A 19738-nucleotide genomic window follows, 5' to 3' on the forward strand; every position below is an offset into this window, starting at 1 on the left:
TGTTAGGAAGCTGACCCTTCCAGCATTGCAATATGCGGCCCTACATCACGGGGCAACAGGCCCGACAGGCGGGGATCATCTTCGATCTCGACCTGTTGTTTGTAGGGTGTGAAGCCACTGCGGATGTAGAAGGCCAGCGCATCCTGACTGTCGAAGTTGCAGGTGTGCACGTGGAATCGCCTGATGTCCTGCGCCCAGGCCAGCCCAATGGCCTGATCCATCAGGAACCGCCCGGCCCCCGTGCCGATCAAGGCGGGCGTCAGTCCGAAATAGGCAAGCTCGCATTCACCGACCTGCCGGAAATCCAGTTCCAGCAGGGCCTCGTCCCGGCCCTCCCTGCGCAGCGTATAAAGTGCGACTTTGGGGTCACTGATAACATCCATCAGCGTATCATCCGACAAAAGCCGCCTGCCAAACCACATCCACGGGCGACCCACGCGATCAAAGATATCACGGTACCACGCAAGATCGGGTGCCATGGGCTCAAAGGTGATGCCGGACGGCAGGGGCCTGCCTTGGGTTGCGGCCCGCGTCGTCATTTCAAGATGGGTGACAATCGCCGCAACCTTGCCTTTCGGCACGTCGTGGGCACCATCTTCCAGCATGGCTCAGATCAACCCTTCTGCCTGGAACGCGGCGCGCATATCGCGTTGCGGGCGCGGGCCGATGTGGCTGATTACCTCACCTGCGCATAGATTGCCCATGCGGCCACAGGTCTCAAGATCAGCGCCATGTGACAGACCGAACAGGAACCCGGCGGCGAATTGGTCGCCAGCGCCGGTTGCATCCACCGGGGTGACCTTGCTGACCGCCACTTCGACCCGTTCGCCGTCGCGGATCAGCGTCACACCGTCCCCAGAGCGGGTGCAGACGACAATCGGGCAGATGTCCGCGGTTTTGGAAAGCGCGTGTTCCAGATCGTCGGTCTCATAAAGCGATCTGACTTCGGCCTCGTTCCCGATGACAAATCCAAGGTCGTTCTTGATCAGCGACAGGAAATCGTCGCGGTGCCGTTCGACGCAAAAGGGATCGGAAATGGCGATGCCCGCCATACCACCGCCAGCGGTGGCCGCCCTTGCCGCTTCGCGGAACGCGGTTTTGCCCGCGTCCTGATCAAAAAGATACCCTTCGAGAAACATCAGTTTGGCGCGTGATGCGACATCCTGCGGCACGTCTTGCGAACTCAACCCGGTTGAGACACCCAGATAGGTGTTCATCGACCGTTCCCCATCGGGCGTGACAAAAATCATGCTGCGCGAGGTGGGCACATCAGCCTGTGCCACAGGTGGGTTGGGAAAGCCGATGCCGTGATCGGTCATCGCGTCGGCATAAAAACGCCCCAGTGCGTCGTCGCGCACGCGTCCGATAAAGGCCGCTTCCATGCCCAACGCACCTGCGCCCGCAATGGTATTCGCCACCGCCCCGCCGGGGGTCTGTGTGCGGTCGTTCATCGCGGCATAGAGCGTCTCGCCCCGGTCCTGTTCGATCAGTTGCATGATCCCTTTCTCGATCCCCATCAGGTCAAGAAAGCTGTCGTCGCATTGGGTGATCACATCGACAACAGCGTTGCCGATGCCCACCAGGTCATAGGTCTTCATTCGGTCTTATCCTCAAAAGGGCAGAGATCTTTGATGATGCAGGTCCTGCACAGGGGTTTGCGCGCCTTGCAGTGATAGCGGCCGTGCAGGATCAGCCAGTGATGCGCGTGCAGTTGGAAATCCGCCGGGATATTATCTTCAATCGCGCGCTCCACGGCATCGACGGTCTTTCCGGGCGCGATCCCCGTGCGGTTGCCAACGCGAAAGATATGCGTATCCACCGCTTGCGCAGGCTGGTGCCACCACATGTTCAGCACCACGTTCGCCGTCTTGCGCCCGACGCCGGGCAGGGATTGCAGCGCCGCGCGCGAATTGGGCACGACGCCGTCATACTCATCGACCAGAATCTGGCTGAGCTTCATGACGTTCTTGGCCTTCTGGCGGTAAAGTCCGATGGTCTTGATATGCTCAATCAGCCCGTCAACGCCGAGGTCGAGCATCTTTTGTGGCGTATCCGCCACCTGAAACAACGCCCGCGTCGCCTTGTTCACGCCTGCGTCCGTCGCCTGAGCGCTGAGCGCGACAGCAACCACAAGGGTATAGACGTTCACATGCTCCAATTCCCCCTTGGGTTCGGGGTCGGCGGCATGAAAGCGGGTGAAAATCTCGCGGATGGTATGATAGTCGAGCTGTTTTGCCATGGCGTGGGTATGCGCAACTTGGCGACAGGGGGCAAGACCCTCCGCCGTCTGCCCCGACAGCGGCGCACCCCTGACCCCTTCCAAATGGTTCAAGAAACCTCGGGAGTATGAGGGTGGAAAACCCTCATCCCGCCGCCCCCCGTGGCGGCGGCTCCGTCTGCTGTGATTGCCAAGCCTGAAAGTCTGCGCTTGTCCTCGTATCGACGCCCCGCAGCAGCCGCCCGGCAAGAAGGCGCAAGTTTCGGGTCGCGCGATGTCGTGCCGCCGCCTAGATTGGCAGCATGACAGATCACACACCCATTCCCGACCCCACTTCAGACGGCGGTTATCACTATGCCGTCATGCGCCGCGCCATCGACCTTCTGGACCGGGCCGAAGACCCGCTTGCGCTGGATGACGTCGCCCGGCAGATGGACATGTCGCCCGCCCATTTCCAGCGATTGTTTTCACGCTGGGTTGGCGTGTCTCCCAAGCGGTATCAGCAGTATCTGATGTTGGGGCAGGCCAAGGAGATGCTGCAGAACCACGCGACCACGCTTGAGGCGGCGCATGAGGTCGGCTTGTCCGGCACGGGCCGCCTTCATGATCTGTTCCTGCGGTGGGAAGCGATGAGCCCCGGTACTTTTGCGCAAAAGGGTGCGGGCCTGACGATCTGTTGGGGCAGGTTCGAAAGCCCGTTCGGTCCTGCGCTGGTGATGGGCACCGAAAAGGGCATCTGCGGATTGGCGCTGGCCGCCGAGATGGGGGAAGCGGCAGCAATGCAGGACCTGAAGGACCGCTGGCCGGAGGCGACGTTTGTCGAGGATGCAGAAATGTTGCGCCCCTGGGTGCAGATCGCCTTCGGTGCGCAGGATGATGCGCAGGAAAAAGCGCCATTGTACCTTATCGGCGCGCCGTTCCAGATCAAGGTGTGGGAGGCGCTGCTGCGCATCCCGTCGGGTGAAGTCACCACCTATTCCGATATCGCGACGGCCATCGGCAGCCCCAAGGCGGTGCGCGCCGTGGGCACGGCGGTGGGGCGCAATCCGGTCAGTTGGCTGATCCCGTGTCACCGGGCGCTGCGCAAATCGGGCGCCTTGGGTGGCTATCATTGGGGTCTGCCGGTGAAACGCGCCTTACTTGCCTATGAAGCCGCCCGCGCCGAAGCGTGAAGGCAGCGGAATTGGGGAACGGCGCGCCTTACGCTTCATCTGTCCAAAACATCACTTCGTGACTCACCTGCCGACGCGGTGACGCGCAGAAACAGCACGAAACGCACAGGCGGGATATCGCCGATGCGATTTTCCCCCTGATTCTTCACGCAGCGTGCTTATATACCAAGCCTACACCAAGACGCCCCGCCCGAACGGGGCCACAATTCACGAAGGCAGAGCCATGATTTCATCCAGATTTACCCTCGCACTCCTGACCGCTGGCACGTTGACGCTGAGCGCGTGTACAGAACCCGGCCAGCTTGTCGCGCAGCCCGGCGATCCGAACCAGAAAACCAAGAACGGCGCATTGATCGGGGCGGGCGCCGGTGCCCTGCTGGGCGCATTGACGTCCTCCGATGGCGACCGCGGCGATGGCGCATTGAAAGGTGCTGTCATCGGCGGCGCGCTTGGTGCAGGTGCGGGTTACGCGCTTGACCGTCAGGAAGCGGACCTGCGCCGCCAGTTGGACAGCGATGTGACCATCACCAACACCGGCGACCGTCTGATCGTATCGCTGCCGCAAAACATCACCTTTGCCACAGACAGCACAACCGTACAGCCCGGCATTCGCGATGATTTGCAGGCGCTGGCCAACAACGTGCAGGTCTATGCCAATTCGACGCTCCAGATCGTTGGCCACACCGACAGTGACGGCGAAGCGGCGTATAACCAGCAACTTAGCGAAGAACGTGCGTTCGTCGTGTCCAACATCCTGGTGGCAAATGGGGTTCCGCAAAGCCGCTTGCAGGCCATCGGGCGCGGTGAAAGCCAGCCTGTTGCGACCAACCTGACACCTGAAGGCAAGGCACAAAACCGCCGCGTGGACATTGTCATCCTGCCAAACGCAGCGTGATCTGAAATTTACCGAAGAAACTAATGAAACCTCCGGTATCTGCCGGGGGTTTCTTGCCTTTTGGCCAAGCCGCGCAACCTTATGTCCAAACAAGATAAAGATTGGACGTTATCAACATGAGTACCCCCAAACTGGTCGGCATCTCCGGCTCCCTGCGCAGCGGCGCGACAAACACCAAACTGCTTGCCGAGGCCGCGCGCCTGTTCGGTGATTGCGACTACAGCCGCGCTGACATCAATTTTCCGCTTTATGATGGTGACGATGAAGCAGCAACGGGTGTGCCTGCCGCCGTCACCACAGCGGCCCGGCTGATCGCCGATGCGGATGCGGTGATCATCTCTACACCCGAGTACAACAAGGGCCCTTCTGGTGTGCTGAAAAACGCGCTCGACTGGATCAGCAGGGCGGAGGTGAAGCCCTGGAACGGCAAGCCGGTCGCGGTGATGTCGGCGGCTGCGGGACGCGCAGGCGGGGAACGCGCGCAGATGATCCTGCGCGGTTTCATGGTGCCTTTTCGTCCAGTGATCCTTCAGGGACCGGAAATTCACCTTGCGGGGAGCCGGGACGGTTTCGATGAAAACGGGCGATTGACGGGCGAGATATATGTCAAGGAACTGACCGAGCTTATGCAGGCGCTGCGCGGCTTGATCTAGCTTGTGCTGACCTCGATCAGATTGCCGTCAGGGTCGCGGATGTAGAGTGACATCAGCGGCCCCGTCGCCCCGGTGCGCGGCACAGGGCCTTCTTCGACCTCGATCCCCTGTGTGGCAAACTTCTGTTGCCAGCGGGGCAAAGGGACGTTCGTCAGAAAGCACAGATCAGCGCTGCCGGGCATGGGCGATGCTGCCTTGGGTTCAAACTCCTGACCCTTTTGATGCAGGTTGATCTTGGCCTGTCCAAACCGAAGGGCCTGACGCACCTCACCGGCTGCCGTGATGAAACTCTCAGCCTGCATGCCCAGAACGTCTTGATAGAATTGCACGGTCGTCGGAATATCCTTTACGGTCAGCACCAGATGGTCCAACGCATGCACCGCGATGTTTGTTGTGTCTTGCGGCATCGGTCGATCCTCCGGTATCTCGTGGGCATGGATGATGCGGCCCCCCGGACAGAGTGTCAAAGCGATCCGCTGGATGTGGCACGCGCCAATGCCTTGCTGGTCAGCCTTGGGCGCGACCCGGTTCTGAAGGCCGGCGATCCGCTGCCGCCGTTCTTTCATCAGCTCTATTTCTGGTCTCCTCAACCCCCTGACGGGCTTGGTCGGGATGGGCATCCCAAGGTGGGCGGTCTGATCCCTGATCTGGGCCTGCCGCGCCGCATGTGGGCAGGGGGCCGGTTGACGTTTCACGCGCCGCTTGTGGCGGGCCATTCAGCGACACGGACAAGCATCTGCGAAAGCCATACCCGCAAGGAAGGACGCACGGGGCCATTGGCCTTTGTCACGTTGCGGCACGACGTCCGGCAGGGCGAAACACTTTGTGTGGTGGAACATCAAGACCTCGTTTATCGCGAAGACCCCGACCCGCAGGCACCGCGACCCATCGCGCCGACAGTCACCCGCAAGGGGGCGCACCGTCAGGACGTGCGGTTCAACCAGACACTGCTGTTCCGTTACTCCGCGCTGACTTTCAACGGTCATCGCATTCATTATGACGAAGCCTATGCACGCGACGTCGAAGGGTACGATGGCCTTGTGGTGCATGGTCCGCTGCTGGCGCAATTGCTGATGGTGTTGGCGACGGAGAACCTTGGCCCGCTCAACGCCTTCAGGTTTCGGGCCACTGCGCCTTTGATGCATCATGAAGCCGCAGTGCTGTGTCAGCACGGCACCGATCTGTGGGTGGAGGGGCCGGACGCGCGGCTGTGCATGACGGCCGAGGCAGAAGTCAACTAGAGGTTGTCTTCCACCCTGAAACCGTCAGGGATGGCGTCTTTGCCCTCCAGCATCAGATCGGCCATGACCTCTGCCACCTTCGGGGCCATGCCAAAGCCGATCTTGAAGCCGCCGTTGGCGATGAAGTGATCCTGACGGTCAGGCCATGCGCCCAGCATCGGGGCCCGGCTGCGGGACCGCGGACGCACCCCTGCCCAGCGCGTGATGACCGGCGCCTCCTTCAATGCGGGCACGGCTGCATGCGCCTGCGCAATCACCTCATCAAGCAGCGCATCGGTGGTGTCAGGTGCGTCATATTCCCGTTCGGACGTGGAGCCGACGCCGACGGTCCCGTCCAGATGCGGTATGATGTGCACACCGCCTGCAAAAATCTGTGGTGCGCCGCGCGCATCATGTTGCAGCAGCGCTGCCTGCCCCTTCACACCGTTGCCGATGCTGCGGTGATGCGCCGCCGTCATTTCCTCCAACCCTGCCACCCCGGTTGCCCATAGGGTTCTGCCCCGGTCCGGGGCGTCTGATGTCACGGTCACGCCCCGCACCGCCAAGGCCCGCACGAGCGCGTCACAGGCGTGTCGGGGATGGATCAAGGCGCTTAGCGTATCGCGGATCACCAAGCCGGAAGGGGAGTTTGGCACCCAAGTGGTCTTTGGAGCGGGCGTCACTTCCCAAGTTGCATGGTCTTGCCACAGATCCTTCGCGGTTTCCGACCGGCCCAATGCCAATGACAGGCCTGCTTCATCCGCGATGGGTTGCAGCCGCCCGCTGCGCTTGTAGCCGGACAGGCCGCCGCCCGCCCCTTCGACCTCCTCCCAGAAACGTGCTGCCATCAGCAGGCTTTCAAGCTGAAAGGCTTTCTTGGCGTTCCAGTTCTCCGGCACATGGGGGGCAAGCGCGCCGACCAGCCCGCCGCTGCTTCCTGCGGCGGGGCCGTGGGGGTCGACGACTTGCACGCGCGCGCCGCGCCGTACGCAGGCCCAGGCGACTGAAAGCCCAAATATTCCCGCCCCGCGCACCGTGATTTCGACCATTGCCAAGCGCCCCCCATTTGCGCACTTTACGCGCACTTCCCTACAAGGTGCGCCGGTGCAGGACCAGACAGAACAGATCGAATGGCGCGGGGGTGATGTGCCTGTCTCCACCCGGTTCGACGATCCGTATTTCAGCCTCGATGATGGCGTGGCGGAGACCGGGCATGTCTTTTTGCGGGGCAATGATCTGCCGGCGCGTTTTACTGCAGGGTTTCACATCGCGGAGCTGGGGTTCGGTACGGGTCTGAACATGCTGGTGGCGTGGGATGCGTGGATGCGGGCAGGACACAAGGGGCCCTTGCGCTTCACCTCATTCGAGGCCTTTCCCCTGACCCAATCCGACATGGCTCGTGCGCACCGGGCCTTCCCTTCTTTTGGAGGGCGACGGGATATGCTGTGTGAAAGCTGGACGCCGACGGGCGGGCAATTCGCTTTGCCGGGACTGGATGCGGAGATTATCATCGGGGATGCGCGTGATATGTTGCCCCTGTGGGGCGCAAAGGCGGATGCGTGGTTTCTGGACGGCTTCGCACCGGCAAGGAACCCTGAAATGTGGTCGCCCGCATTGATGGCTGGCGTTGCCGCGCACACCCAGCCCAACGGGACCGCCGCCACCTATACCGCCGCGGGGGAGGTGCGCCGTGGTCTGGCCGCGGCCGGTTTCACCGTTCAAAGGGTGCCGGGTTATGGCCGCAAGCGCCACATGACACAGGCGGTCCTTGCCGCGTGAACCAGCAATCGAACATCCCGCTCGGCATCGTCCTGATGGTGTTGACGACCTTCATTTTCGCGGTTCAGGACGGTTTGTCCAGACATCTGGCAGCGGAATACAATGTGCTGATGGTGGTGATGATCCGCTATTGGTTCTTTGCAGCCTTTGTCATTGCCCTCGCCCGCCGTCACGCGGGGGGCATCCGCGCCGCCGCCCGGACCAGACAACCGATCTTGCAGGCCACGCGCGGGTTGCTGCTTGCGGCGGAGATCTGTGTCATGGTCGCGGCCTTCACCCTTTTGGGGTTGGTCGAAAGTCATGCGGTCTTTACCTGCTATCCTTTGCTGGTGGCCGCGCTGTCGGGGCCTGTGCTGGGTGAACAGGTCGGCTGGCGGCGCTGGGCGGCCATCGGGGTCGGGTTCATCGGCGTTCTGGTGATCCTGCAACCGGGGTTTGCCGTTTTTGATCCCGCCGCCGCGATCCCGTTGCTGGCTGCGGCGATGTTCGCGGTCTACGGCCTGCTGACGCGGTTCGTTGCCCGGCAGGACACCACCGCAACCAGCTTTTTCTGGACCGGCACCATGGGGGCGGTTGCGATGACCGCGACGGGCCTGTGGTTCTGGGAGCCGATGATCGCGGCGGATTGGATTTACATGGGATGCCTTTGTGTGACGGGTGTCACGGGGCATTGGTTGCTGATCCGGTGTTACGAGGTGGCAGAGGCCAGCGCAGTGCAGCCCTTTGCCTATCTGCAGCTGGTCTTTGCCGCCATCATCGGGATCAGCATCTTTGGCGAGACGATTCAGACAAATGTGGCAATTGGCGCAGGCCTGATCGTGGCGGCGGGCCTATTCACCTTTTGGCGCGAACGCCTTCAGCGTGTCGCCGACTAGTTCTTGGGAGAACGGGATCGGCAACGGGTCCTTGCCCAGCCGTGCGCGGTAGACCGGCAGGCTTTCCGTCACCCGCATGACATAGTTCTGGGTCTCGCGAAACGGGATCATCTCGATCCAGTCGACAATGTCGATGTCGCCCGCGCGCGGATCACCGTAAAGCTCCATCCAGCGGATCGGGCGGCTGGGCCCGGCGTTGTAGGCCGCCGCCATCATCGACACGTTGCCGTCGAACCGATCGGCCATCAGGGACAGGTACTGCGCGCCCAGTTGCGCATTATATTCCGGATCAGCGGTCAATCGCGCGTTGGTATGCAAGGCGCGCACACCCAGATTGCTGGCCATGTCCCGCGCGGTGCCGGGCATCAACTGCATCAACCCCAGCGCGCCTGCCCCGCTGCGCACCACCGGGTCGAATTCGCTTTCCCGACGCGCAATGGCCAGGTTCATCTCGGGCGCCATGGGCAGGTCGGCTTCGGCCAGCGGGTGCAGCGCATAATAGGGCGCGGCGACCGTGAGGCCCCGGCGTGCGGCACGCTTGCCGATCATCACGGCCAGATGCGGCTGGCCCACATCAATGGCGGCCTGTCCCAGCAAGGCCAGATCATCTGTCACCAATTGCTCCGCCAGATGGGTCCAGAACCGTTCTGCCAGGGACAATTCGCCCGAGGCCTGCAACAGCATTCCGGCTTCGAAAAGGGGCGCCTTGCCGACGGGTGAGAAGCGCCAATCCTCTTCAGGAACTGACCCGGCAAGGGTCGCGTCAAAAGCCACACCCGCTCGTTCGGCAGCCAAGAGACCGTAAAACGATGTCTGGTATTCTGCCCCCATCGCGTAGGCCTTAGCGGCGTCTTCTTCCAGCCCCATCGCCTCAAGCGCGCGGCCCTGCCAGTATCCGGCGCGCCCCTGGGAGATCGGAGATTGCACCGCGCTGTCGTGGTTCAGAAAGTGCTGATAGGCGGCCTTCGGATCTTTCAGAAACCGCAGCGCGATGTAGCCGGACAACCATTCCAGATCCGCATAGTTCGAACCGCTTGCCAGGAAGTGCTGTGATGCGATCTGATACGCGCGTTTCTTGTTGCCTGACCGCATTTCACCGCGCGCCAGACTGCGACGCCGATTTGCCCACGCTTCCGGCCGCCCCAGCGCATCAGCGGAGATGGAGCGATCAAGTAAAAGCGCCTTGGCGTCATCCACGAGGTTCTTTGCGATGCGCCATTCAAACCGGTCGTGTTGCAGGCCGGGGTTTGCGGCCTTGGTCGCTGGCAGGGTGTCGATCAGTTTGTTCACATCACCCTTGCGGCGTTGCAGCGCGATGCGGGTTTCGGCCAGCAGAATGTCATCCTTGTCCACCAGATCGAACATCTGCCGCGCGGCCGTATGCGCGCGTTCCCACAGCATGGCATCAAGCCGTGCGCTGTGGTGGGGTTTCAGCAATGCTTCATGCTCGGCCAGAAACAGCGCCTGCATGGTCGCGTCCATGGGCTTGGTCCGCCAATGAAGCACGACATTTGCCTGCGCCTCACCTTCCTGTCCGGCGCGGGTCAGGGCAGCAGCGTGGGCCAGAACGCCCCGCGGCGTCTGCGGCCCCATTTGGGCAAAGAAGGCAAGGATATCGGTATCGCTTTGTCGCAGAACCAGTTCTTCGGCCTGTTTGCGCAGATAGGCTTCACCGGGCCAGTCCTGGCGACGATCAAGGAATGCACGCACATCGGCGAAGGTCCCGCGCCCGGCGCGCAGGCGGTGCCATTCGATCACGTCCGCCGCAACCGGCCCGTCCCGTTCGGCGATGCGGGCCGCACTTTCCCAATTGCCCGCGCGCATCGCATCCATCGCCCAGCTAAGAGGGCGCGGCCGTTCAGCATGTGCAGGCAGGGCCAGCGCAAAAACCACGACCAGGCCGGTCAGAATCCGTGTGATCGCTTGCATTTCCCATCCCTCAAAGGCTACAGCCTCTCAACATACGGCGCAGCAGGGGGGTTTCAATTCACTTCTGCGCAAGGCGTCTCACAGTCCGACATCCTGTCGGCCAGCACACAAGGGAGCGTGCACATGTTCAAGGGTTCTATGCCTGCACTCGTCACGCCGTTTCAGGGCGGCGAGCTGGATCTGGAGACGCTGAAAAAACTGGTGGAGTGGCACATCGGCGAAGGCACGAATGGGTTCGTTCCCGTAGGCACCACCGGCGAATCGCCCACGCTGACCCACCGTGAACATGAAACCGTGGTTGAGGAGGTCGTAAAGGCCGCCGCGGGCCGGGTGCCGGTGATCGCCGGTGCAGGTTCAAACAACACGGTCGAGGCGATCCGCCTTGCCCGCCACGCCGAAGCGGTGGGCGCGGATGCGATCCTGGTGGTCACACCCTATTACAACAAGCCCACGCAGCGCGGGCTGATCGCGCATTTCACCGCCGTGCATGATGCCTGCGATTTGCCGATCATCATCTACAACATTCCGCCCCGGTCCGTGATCGACATGACACCGGAAACCATGGGGGAGCTGGCAAAGCTGCCCCGCATCGTTGGCGTCAAGGACGCCACGGCGGACCTGAGCCGGGTCAGCGCGCAACGCATCACCTGCGGCAAGGATTTCATCCAGCTGTCAGGCGAAGACCCCACGGCGCATGGTTTCAACGCGCAGGGCGGTGTGGGATGTATTTCCGTGACCGCCAACGTGGCGCCCAAGATGCTGAGCCAGATGCAGGCGCATTGCGCAGCTGGCGATTACGCCGCCGCGCTGGAGATTCAGGACCGGCTGATGCCGCTGCACCGTGCGATCTTTACCGAACCCGGCTTGGTCGGCGTCAAATACGCGATGTCGCGCCTTGATCTGTGTTCCGATGAAGTGCGCCTGCCGTTGACGGGGCTGTCGGATGCCACCAAGGCACTGGTCGACAATGGCCTGCGCCACGCGGGTCTTTTGAATTAGTCAATTCCGGTTTTCGGCTTGAAGTAGGGTGGGGTTCGCCCCACCTTACGCGCATCCACCCAACCGGAGGCCGTCACATGAATATCCTGCCCACCATCGCTGAAAGCAAAGATGAGCTGGAAGCGATTTTCCGCGACCTGCACGCCCATCCCGAGATCGGTTTCACCGAGACCCGTACCAGCGCGATTGTCGCCGACAAGCTGCGCGAATATGGCGTGGATGAAGTGCATACCGGGCTGGGCAAGACCGGCGTCGTCGCCCTGATCAAGGGCAAGGGGCAAGGCAACCGGCGCGTTGGCCTGCGCGCCGACATGGACGCGCTGCCGATCCACGAAACAACCGGGCTTGACTATGCGTCCACCAATCCGGGCGTCATGCATGCCTGTGGGCATGACAGCCACACCACCATGCTGCTGGGGGCAGCCAAGCACCTTGCGGCCACCCGCGATTTTGACGGCACTGCGGTGATCGTTTTCCAGCCCGCCGAAGAAGGGCTTGGCGGTGCGCGGCAGATGCTGGCGGACGGGTTGTTCCAGCAATTCCCCTGTGACGAGATTTTCGGGATGCACAATACGCCCAACGGCAAACCCGGCACCGTCGCCATCTGCAAGGGAGAGGCCATGGCCGGTGCGGCGTTCTTCGATATTCACGTGCGGGGACGTGGCAGCCATGCCGCACGCCCGTCCGACAGCAAGGACGCGCTGATCATCGCGGCATCGCTTGCAAGCGAATTGCAGACGATCCTGAGCCGGAATGTCCCCGCGCACGATGTGGTGGTCATCTCGGTCACGCAAATCCATGCAGGTGCGGCCTATAACGTTGTGCCCGAAACGTCTCATCTGGCGGGCACCATTCGCTATTTCAGCGATGAGATGTACAGGCTGGCGGCCGAACGGATACAGGCCATCTGCGATGGGATGGCGGTGATGCATGGGGTTGATATCTCGCTCGACCTGCGGAATGTCTTCGACGTGCTGATCAACGATGATGAATTGTCAGACGTCTACATGCAGGCAGCAGGGGATATCGTAGGCGTCGAGAATACCGAGCCCAATGCCGCACCGGTCACGGGATCGGAGGATTTTGCCGACATGCTGCGGGTGATCCCCGGGGCCTATTGCACGGTGGGGCATGCGGGGACGATGCCGCTGCACAACCCTGAATTCATGCTTGATCCATCGGTGCTTCCGATCGGGGCATCGGTGATGGCGCGGGTTGTCGAACGGCGGCTGCCGCTGGAGGGCTAGGTCAGCGCCAGCGACAGTCTGGGCAGAAACCGTCCGGGGATCGACCCTGAAGGGCTTTGTCCGGTGACGGCAAACCCCATCGCTTCATAGAACGGAACCGCTGTCGGGTCGGCATCAAGGTCTATCCGGGTCACCCCCGCTGCGCGCGCGGCCTTGTGCGTGACATCCCAAAGGGTGCGCCCGATGCCCTGCCGCTTGCAGGTGGGGTCGACGAAGAATGCGTGTACTTCCGCTTTGGTGCCTTGGATCTGCAGCCGCACGCATCCGACCGGGTGATCGGTTTCGGCCACCCATGTCGCATGCGCGGCCAATATCGCCGGCGTGACCAGAAGTTCATCCGCACAGGCCGCCATGAAAGCCGCGTCATAGTCACCCGCCGATTGCTTCGAGGCCATGCTGAGCGCCGTCAGCGCCCCCGCATCTGCGGCCCGCGCCGGACGGATGGTAACGGCTGTCATCGCTTGCCGTAGTACAGACCCACGACATGTTCGGCCTGCGCGAAGAACAGCCAGCGGGTGCAGATCACGCCCGCGATATGGGCAATCACCGCGATGCCCGCAATCCAGTGATTGAAGGGTAGCACCAGCAAGATCACCGGCAGCGCGGTCATCAGGCCAAGCGCAATCATGCGCAGCTTGTCGGCGTGCTTGCGACCCACGACATGCACGAATTCGCGCAACAGGTAGTTGGTGCCGGTGTGCGGGGGCTCAAACGCGCGGACGGTGCCGATGTCACCCAATTGGGTCGCGCTGGCCAGGTCCGTGCCGCTTTGCTCAAGCCGCTGGTCACCGATCTTCCACGTGAAGAACTGGATCACGCCAGCGGCCAGCAGCAGGATCACCGCGGTGCCGATCTGCCCGGCCAGCAGCGCGCCGCCCGCAAGGCTGAGCGACAGGAAATTTGCAGGAGTCAACGGCATGTTCCAGCGCGGGATCGTCTTCAGCTGGGTGTATATCATTGAGGTGGTGAACACCGTCGCCATGCTGAAGAGCGCGCCAAGCAAACCCAGCAGGCCCCACCGCGCGTCCAGAAACACCAGCCCGGCGCCGTAAAGGCCCATGAGAACCAGCGCGAAAACAGCACACCATGCCTCCCGGCTGAGCCAGCTTGAGCGCCATTGTGTGAACGCCTTGAGCGCCCGTTCCGGATGGCCGAGGTGGAAGGTGGAGGCGATCAGCCCACCGACGGCCATGGTGTAGGCGATTGCGAAGAATGCAAATGCGGACCAGCCCGTTACCGTCGGAAATCCGAGGCCGAGCCAGAACATCAGGCCAAAGCCCAGACCGCTGAAGGTGGTGAAGATGATGACGGAGGGGGCGGGATGCATCAGAGTTTCTCCAGCGCTTTGTCGAGCCAGCCGATGAAGCCTTTCGGCTCTGCCACCACGGGTTCGAGATAGGGGGCCAGCACGTCGAATTCCGGCAGCGCGTCCTTGGGACGCGGTGGCAGGTATTTGTTCACGGGCCTGGTGCCCTGTTCCGGCATCAGATCCACGCCGCCACGTTCAGCCACCAGCTGACTGACATCGCTGTCGGGATCACCGAGGTCGCCGAAATGCCGTGCCCCCGCCGGACAGGTCCGCACGCAAGCAGGTTCGCGGTCCACCTCCGGCAGGTTTTCGTTATAGATGCGGTCCACGCAGAGGGTGCATTTCTTCATCACCTTTTCTTCGGCGTCCATCTCGCGCGCGCCGTAGGGGCAGGCCCAGGCACACAACCCGCAACCGATGCAGTCGCTTTCGTTCACCAGCACGATGCCGTCTTCGACCCGTTTGTAGCTGGCCCCGGTGGGACAGACGGTGACGCAAGGCGCGTCTTCGCAATGCAGACAGGACTTGGGGAAATGGATGAGTTGCGCGGGACCTTGGTCTGGCTGCACCTCGTAGCTGTGTACGCGGTTAAGGAAGGTGCCCGAGGGGTTGGCGCCATAGGCGTCCTGGTCTGACAGCGGCGCGCCGTAGTTTTCGGTGTTCCAGCCTTTGCAGGAGATCACGCAGGCATGGCAGCCGACGCAGGTATCGAGGTCGATGACGAGGCCGAGTTTCTTGTCGGTCTGTTGTGGGAGAGTCGTCATGCGTCGCGCTCCTTACTGTTGTTGGCTGGGGCTCTGCCCCAGACCCCGGGATATTTTCAGAGAAAAGATGGGGGTCATTTGCCCACCTTCCATGCGATGTTCTTGGGGCCGGTGTCGACGGGCGCCTTGATGGGCGGATAGGCGGGTTGGGATTCCGCAGGCGCGCTGGTCTTTTCGATTTTGACCTTGAGGTCGAACCATGCGGCTTGTCCGGTGACGGGATCGGAGTTGGCCCAGCGCATCCCGTCGCCTTTGGGCGGCATGAGTTCGTGGATCAGGTGGTTCAAAAGGAACCCTTTGGTGGCTTCGGGCGCGTCCTTGTCCAGCGCCCATGCGCCCTTGCGTTTGCCGATGGCGTTCCATGTCCAGACGGTGTTGTCGTTGAGCGCGGCCATTTCCATAACGGGCACAGTGATTTCGCCGTGTGGGGAGGAGACCCGCGCCCAGTCGCCATCGCTGAGGTCATGTTCGCGCATCAGCTTGGTCGGCAGGTAGAGCGGGTTGTGGCCGTGCAACTGGCGCAGCCAGGCGTTTTGGCTGCCCCACGAGTGGTACATCGCCATGGGCCGCTGGGTCAGCGCGTTGACGGTGTAGCCGTCGTTGCCCTGCTGATCGGTCTCGTACCAGATTGGCAGCGGCGACATCGTGTCCTTGATCCGCGCGCGCAGGTGGTCAGGTGGCTGGCGGTCACCGTGGCCTTCGGCGGCAAGCTGGAACTTGCGCATGGGCTCAACGTAGAGGGTAAAGAGGTAAGGTTGCGGGCTGTCATAGAGGCCCATGCCGACGGCCCATTCCTGATACGCGCGGTTCCACGGTTTGTAGTAGTTGGCACCGTCGGGGATGTGTTCGACAAAGAAGCCGCCGTTGTTGATGTAGCTTTGCAGCTGCCCTTCGTTCGCGTCACCGCGCCCGTGTTGCAGACCGTTTTCGCCCATACGCCAACCTGCGAGGGGGCCGATGCCCGGACGGCGCTGGTGGTTGGTGATGTAATCGGCGTAGTCGGCGTATTTCTGGCTGCCGTCGTCGTTGACGAAACCCGGCAGGCCCAGTTTCGCACCCAGATCGCAGAGCGCGGATTGGAAGCCTTTGACGTTGCGGTCAGGTTCCACCACCGGCCAGCGGATCGCGTCGGCGGCAGCGTCCGCTTCACAGATCGGGCGGTCCAAGAGCGAGATGCAATCGTGGCGTTCAAGGTACGTGGTATCGGGCAGGATCAGGTCGGAGTAGGCGACCATTTCGGAGCTATAGGCGTCTGAGTAGATGATATGCGGGATCACGTAATCGCCGTTCTCATCCGTGTCGGTCAGCATCTCCATCACGCCGCCGGTGTTCATCGAGGAATTCCACGACATGTTCGCCATGTACATGAATAGCGTGTCGATCTTGTAAGGGTCGCCCGCGTGGGCATTCGAGATCACCATGTGCATGAGGCCGTGCGATGACATCGGGTTTTCCCAGGTGAACGCCTTGTCGATGCGCGCGGGGGTGCCGTCTTCTTTCAGCGCCAGATCTTCGGGGCCGTGCACGAAACCCAGGTGCGGGCCGTTCAGCGGGCCACCGGGGGTCATGCCGACGTGGGGCTTGGGGTGTGCGGTGGCGGGTTTGGGGTAGGGTGGTTTGAAACGGAAGCCGCCGGGAACCTCGACGCTGCCGAGGATGATCTGGAGCGTGTGCAGCGCGCGGCAGGTCTGGAAGCCGTTGGCGTGTGCCGAAATCCCGCGCATGGCGTGGAAGGAGACCGGGCGGCCGATCATCTTGTCGTGCTTTTCGCCGCGGAAATCGGTCCATGCGTGGTCCAACTCGAACGCTTCGTCAAAGGCCACGCGCGCCAGTTCGGCAGCGATGGCGCGGATGCGGCCCGCCGGGATGCCGCAACGCTCGGCGACGGCTTCGGGGGCGTATTCCTCGCTCAGATACATCTCTGCCATCTTGTGGAACACGGGCCGGTGCGTGACACCCTTGGCGCGGTGGCTGGCTGCGAGATCGGGCTTCACACCGGGTTTGTCGAAGGGTGTCAGCTTGCCGGTGTTGCGGTCGATGACCAGTTGCTTGCCGTCTTCGTCACGCAGGTAGAGACCGAATTCCGGTGATTTCTCATCCCCGTTCACCAGCACAGGCGCGTCTGTGTATTGCGCGAGGTAGGTCAGGTCCATCTTGCCCGCCTTCATCAGGCAATGGATCATCGACAGGATGAACAGACCATCGGTGCCGGGGGTGATGCCGACCCAATCATCGGCGACGGCATTGTAACCGGTGCGGATGGGGTTCACGCCAATAACCCGCGCGCCGCGCGCCTTGATCTTGCCGATCCCCATCTTGATCGGATTGCTGTCGTGATCTTCGGCCACGCCGAAGAGCATGAAAAGCTTGGTGTGGTCCCAATCGGGTTGCCCAAATTCCCAGAACGCGCCGCCCATCGTGTAGATGCCAGCGGCGGCCATGTTGACCGAGCAGAAGCCGCCGTGTGCCGCGTAATTCGGTGTGCCAAAGGCCTGCGCCCAGAGGGAGGTGAAGGACTGCGACTGATCACGGCCTGTGAAGAACGCCAGCTTTTCAGGGTTTTCCTGCCGGATCGGTTGCAGCCAGTCGGCGGCGATCTGGTAGGCTTCGTCCCAGCTGATCTCTTCAAACTCCCCCGATCCGCGCGGACCGACGCGCTTCAAGGGGCTGCGCAGTCGGGATGGGGCGTTGTGCTGCATGACGCCCGCGCTGCCTTTGGCGCAAAGGACGCCCTGATTGACCGGATGGTAGCGGTTGCCTTCGATATAGGCGACCTTGCCGTCCTTTATGTGGACGTTGATCCCGCACCGGCAGGCGCACATGTAACAGGTGGTCTTGCGGACCTCGTCTGATACTTTGGGGCTGAGATCAAGTTCAGGTTGCGGTGCGGCCATTCGTTACATTCCTCCGTTCGGGCAGGTCATCCCGCCAGTGCCATGCGCGAGAGGCCAAAAGCGGCCAGACCCATCAGCAGACACAGGCAGAACGGCCTGTAATAGGGTTCCCATCGCGGGCTGAAAAGCCGGGTACCCAGCCAGACGCCAATCAGGGTGATAGGGACAAAAAGCAGCCCGCGCATCAATGCAGCTTGCGTCATTAGGCCGAAGACTGCGAGATAAATCAGTGATCCAAGTGCCCCGACGAAAAGATAGAGCACCAGCGTACCGCGCATGGAACGGGCCGCGCGGTCCTGGCTGAGCACGTAGAGCGCCACAACCATGCCGCCGACATGCGCAAGGCCGGACACCACGCCCGCGACAAAGCCCGATGCAACCGTGCCCGTGCGGGTTTCTAAGCCGGGAATGCGCAGCCGCACCAGTTGCAGCGCGGCCAGCGCGAGGATAATCAGAAGGGCGGTCAGGCTGGAGGCTTCTGTAGGGAGGGTGGTGGTCAGGGCAAGGCCCACCGGCCAGCCGACCCAGTTGCCCGCCACCAGCAAGGCGGTGGTCCCGCGATCGGCGTCCCGCCAGCCACCGCGTGCCATCAACAGGCTGGCTGCCATTTCCTGAAACCAGAGCATCGGGATCAGCTGGACCGGAGGGACGATTGTTGCTGCCGTCGCGATCACCAGTGCCGATTGGGCAAACCCCGCGAACCCGCGCACGACCGCCGCGCAGAAGATCACCAGCGCAAGTGTCGCTGCCTGTGTCGGGGTGAATGCAAGGGCCTGCCATAGCTCAGTCATCTCCGGCCTGAAGGGCGGTAACGGCGATCATGTTGGTCACGTCCTCTGCGGTGCAGCCCCGCGACAGGTCATTGGCGGGCTTGGCCAAGCCTTGCAGGATCGGGCCAATGGCATCGCAACCGCCGATACGTTGGGCGATCTTGTAGCCGATGTTGCCCGCGTCGAGATTGGGGAAGACCATGACGTTGGCCTGGCCCGCCAAAGGTGATCCGGGGGCCTTTGAAGCCGCAACAGAGGGCACGAATGCCGCGTCGAACTGCAGCTCTCCGTCCGCATCAAGATCGGGATGATTGGTTTTGAGCAATGCGACGGCATCCGTCACCTTCGTGACTGAGGGGTGTTTCGCGCTGCCCTTGGTGGAAAAGGACAAGAGCGCAACCTTTGGTTTTTCGCTCAGCAGTTGCGCGCAGGAGCGTGCGGATTCAACGGCGATGGCGGCCAGTTCTTCGGCATCGGGATCAATGACCAACCCGCAATCCGCAAAGATCATCGCCGAACGGCCCGAGGGGTGGTCTTGCGGCAGGGCCATCAGGAAGAAACTGGAAACAAGGGGGGCATCCTTGGCTTTGCCGATGACTTGCAAGGCTGCGCGCACGGTGTCGGACGTGGTATGAACGGCACCACCGACGGTCCCGTCGGCCAGCCCCTGCCGGACCATCATCGCGGCGAAAACAAGCGGGTTCTGCACTGCGCTTGCGGCCCCCTCGGCGCTCATTCCCTTGTGCTTGCGATGTTGGTGCAGCGCGTCTGACAGGTCTGCCGTCAAGGCAGATGTTGCCGGGTCTTCGATGCGGATCTCTGACATGTCTGCGGCACCGGCATCCGCCAGTTGTGCCTGGACGTCAGCGGCCTTGCCGATCAGGGTGACGCGCGCAATCCCGGCGCGTACCGCTGCAACGGCGCCGGCCACGATCCGGGGATCGTGGCCTTCGCTCATGACGATATGGGCAGGCCGGGCCGCTGCGCGGGTGCGTAACTCTTGCAGCATGGACT

20 protein-coding genes are annotated in these 19738 nt (G+C 62.3%); 8 read left to right on the forward strand and 12 right to left on the reverse strand.

Annotated elements, in window-relative coordinates; all coding sequences use genetic code 11:
• Positions 1 to 2: 2 nt before the first annotated feature.
• From AB4X18_RS09630 to nth, 3 genes are read right to left on the reverse strand one after another with little or no spacing between them, the layout of a single operon-like run.
• On the reverse strand, positions 3 to 605 hold the full coding sequence (locus tag AB4X18_RS09630; protein WP_370399873.1) for a GNAT family N-acetyltransferase: 603 nt from the start codon (positions 603 to 605) through the stop codon (positions 3 to 5).
• A gap of 3 nt (positions 606 to 608) precedes the next feature.
• Positions 609 to 1598, reverse strand: a complete 990-nt coding sequence (locus AB4X18_RS09635; protein WP_370399874.1) for an adenosine kinase — start codon at positions 1596 to 1598, stop codon at positions 609 to 611.
• A complete protein-coding gene (gene nth, locus AB4X18_RS09640; RefSeq protein WP_370399875.1) occupies positions 1595 to 2239 on the reverse strand; it encodes an endonuclease III in 645 nt (214 codons plus the stop codon). The genes AB4X18_RS09635 and nth overlap by 4 nt, the downstream gene beginning before the upstream one ends.
• Before the next feature lie 281 nt (positions 2240 to 2520).
• On the opposite strand from nth, the gene AB4X18_RS09645 reads away from it, so the two are divergent.
• From AB4X18_RS09645 to AB4X18_RS09655, 3 genes are all read left to right on the forward strand, one after another.
• Positions 2521 to 3390: a methylated-DNA--[protein]-cysteine S-methyltransferase gene (locus AB4X18_RS09645; RefSeq protein ID WP_370399876.1), complete on the forward strand. Its 870-nt coding sequence runs from the start codon at positions 2521 to 2523 to the stop codon at positions 3388 to 3390.
• Positions 3391 to 3613: 223 nt separating this feature from the next.
• A complete protein-coding gene (locus AB4X18_RS09650; RefSeq protein ID WP_370399877.1) occupies positions 3614 to 4285 on the forward strand; it encodes an OmpA family protein in 672 nt (223 codons plus the stop codon).
• A 116-nt stretch (positions 4286 to 4401) separates the two neighbouring features.
• The gene (locus AB4X18_RS09655) at positions 4402 to 4938 is read left to right on the forward strand and encodes an NADPH-dependent FMN reductase (protein ID WP_370399878.1); all 537 of its coding nucleotides are present in this window, start codon (positions 4402 to 4404) and stop codon (positions 4936 to 4938) included.
• Here the strand turns inward: AB4X18_RS09655 and AB4X18_RS09660 are convergent.
• Positions 4935 to 5345 carry a VOC family protein gene (locus AB4X18_RS09660; RefSeq protein WP_370399879.1) on the reverse strand — a complete coding sequence of 137 codons (411 nt, stop codon included), beginning with the start codon at positions 5343 to 5345 and terminating at the stop codon, positions 4935 to 4937. The two genes, AB4X18_RS09655 and AB4X18_RS09660, sit on opposite strands and share 4 nt — an antisense overlap.
• A 27-nt stretch (positions 5346 to 5372) precedes the next feature.
• Between AB4X18_RS09660 and AB4X18_RS09665 the strand changes: the two genes are divergently transcribed.
• A complete protein-coding gene (locus AB4X18_RS09665) occupies positions 5373 to 6179 on the forward strand; it encodes an FAS1-like dehydratase domain-containing protein (protein ID WP_432817414.1) in 807 nt (268 codons plus the stop codon).
• Here the strand turns inward: AB4X18_RS09665 and AB4X18_RS09670 are convergent.
• Positions 6176 to 7207, reverse strand: coding sequence for an NAD(P)/FAD-dependent oxidoreductase (locus tag AB4X18_RS09670; protein ID WP_370399881.1), 1032 nt, complete (start codon positions 7205 to 7207; stop codon positions 6176 to 6178). The two genes, AB4X18_RS09665 and AB4X18_RS09670, sit on opposite strands and share 4 nt — an antisense overlap.
• Positions 7208 to 7262: 55 nt before the next feature.
• On the opposite strand from AB4X18_RS09670, the gene mnmD reads away from it, so the two are divergent.
• Both mnmD and AB4X18_RS09680 read left to right on the forward strand, forming a co-directional pair.
• Entirely contained in the window at positions 7263 to 7937 is a 675-nt protein-coding gene (mnmD, locus tag AB4X18_RS09675; protein ID WP_370399882.1) for a tRNA (5-methylaminomethyl-2-thiouridine)(34)-methyltransferase MnmD, read from the forward strand.
• Positions 7934 to 8812, forward strand: a complete 879-nt coding sequence (locus tag AB4X18_RS09680; RefSeq protein ID WP_370399883.1) for a DMT family transporter — start codon at positions 7934 to 7936, stop codon at positions 8810 to 8812. The genes mnmD and AB4X18_RS09680 overlap by 4 nt, the downstream gene beginning before the upstream one ends.
• Here the strand turns inward: AB4X18_RS09680 and AB4X18_RS09685 are convergent.
• A complete protein-coding gene (locus AB4X18_RS09685; protein ID WP_370399884.1) occupies positions 8768 to 10741 on the reverse strand; it encodes a lytic transglycosylase domain-containing protein in 1974 nt (657 codons plus the stop codon). The two genes, AB4X18_RS09680 and AB4X18_RS09685, sit on opposite strands and share 45 nt — an antisense overlap.
• 123 nt (positions 10742 to 10864) lie before the next feature.
• Here AB4X18_RS09685 and dapA point away from each other — a divergent pair, with 123 nt between their 5' ends.
• A complete protein-coding gene (gene dapA / locus AB4X18_RS09690; RefSeq protein ID WP_370399885.1) occupies positions 10865 to 11740 on the forward strand; it encodes a 4-hydroxy-tetrahydrodipicolinate synthase in 876 nt (291 codons plus the stop codon).
• Positions 11741 to 11817: 77 nt separating this feature from the next.
• On the forward strand, positions 11818 to 12987 hold the full coding sequence (locus AB4X18_RS09695) for a M20 aminoacylase family protein (protein ID WP_370399886.1): 1170 nt from the start codon (positions 11818 to 11820) through the stop codon (positions 12985 to 12987).
• On the opposite strand, the gene AB4X18_RS09700 is transcribed toward AB4X18_RS09695, so the two are convergent.
• The 6 genes from AB4X18_RS09700 to pta form a co-directional block, all read right to left on the reverse strand.
• Positions 12984 to 13445 (reverse strand): GNAT family N-acetyltransferase, encoded by a 462-nt coding sequence (locus AB4X18_RS09700; RefSeq protein ID WP_370399887.1) that lies wholly within the window; start codon positions 13443 to 13445, stop codon positions 12984 to 12986. The two genes, AB4X18_RS09695 and AB4X18_RS09700, sit on opposite strands and share 4 nt — an antisense overlap.
• On the reverse strand, positions 13442 to 14314 hold the full coding sequence (locus AB4X18_RS09705) for a dimethyl sulfoxide reductase anchor subunit family protein (protein WP_370399888.1): 873 nt from the start codon (positions 14312 to 14314) through the stop codon (positions 13442 to 13444). The genes AB4X18_RS09700 and AB4X18_RS09705 overlap by 4 nt, the downstream gene beginning before the upstream one ends.
• The gene (locus tag AB4X18_RS09710; RefSeq protein ID WP_370399889.1) at positions 14314 to 15060 is read right to left on the reverse strand and encodes a 4Fe-4S dicluster domain-containing protein; all 747 of its coding nucleotides are present in this window, start codon (positions 15058 to 15060) and stop codon (positions 14314 to 14316) included. Before AB4X18_RS09710 ends, AB4X18_RS09705 begins: the two co-directional genes overlap by 1 nt.
• A gap of 74 nt (positions 15061 to 15134) precedes the next feature.
• Positions 15135 to 17954, reverse strand: coding sequence for a molybdopterin oxidoreductase family protein (locus AB4X18_RS09715; RefSeq protein ID WP_370399890.1), 2820 nt, complete (start codon positions 17952 to 17954; stop codon positions 15135 to 15137).
• Between the two features lie 26 nt (positions 17955 to 17980).
• Positions 17981 to 18745: a TSUP family transporter gene (locus AB4X18_RS09720; protein WP_370399891.1), complete on the reverse strand. Its 765-nt coding sequence runs from the start codon at positions 18743 to 18745 to the stop codon at positions 17981 to 17983.
• The gene (gene pta / locus AB4X18_RS09725) at positions 18738 to 19733 is read right to left on the reverse strand and encodes a phosphate acetyltransferase (protein WP_432817342.1); all 996 of its coding nucleotides are present in this window, start codon (positions 19731 to 19733) and stop codon (positions 18738 to 18740) included. Before pta ends, AB4X18_RS09720 begins: the two co-directional genes overlap by 8 nt.
• Positions 19734 to 19738 lie beyond the last annotated feature (5 nt).

Source organism: Sulfitobacter rhodophyticola, from assembly GCF_041281685.2.
Classification (GTDB): domain Bacteria; phylum Pseudomonadota; class Alphaproteobacteria; order Rhodobacterales; family Rhodobacteraceae; genus Sulfitobacter.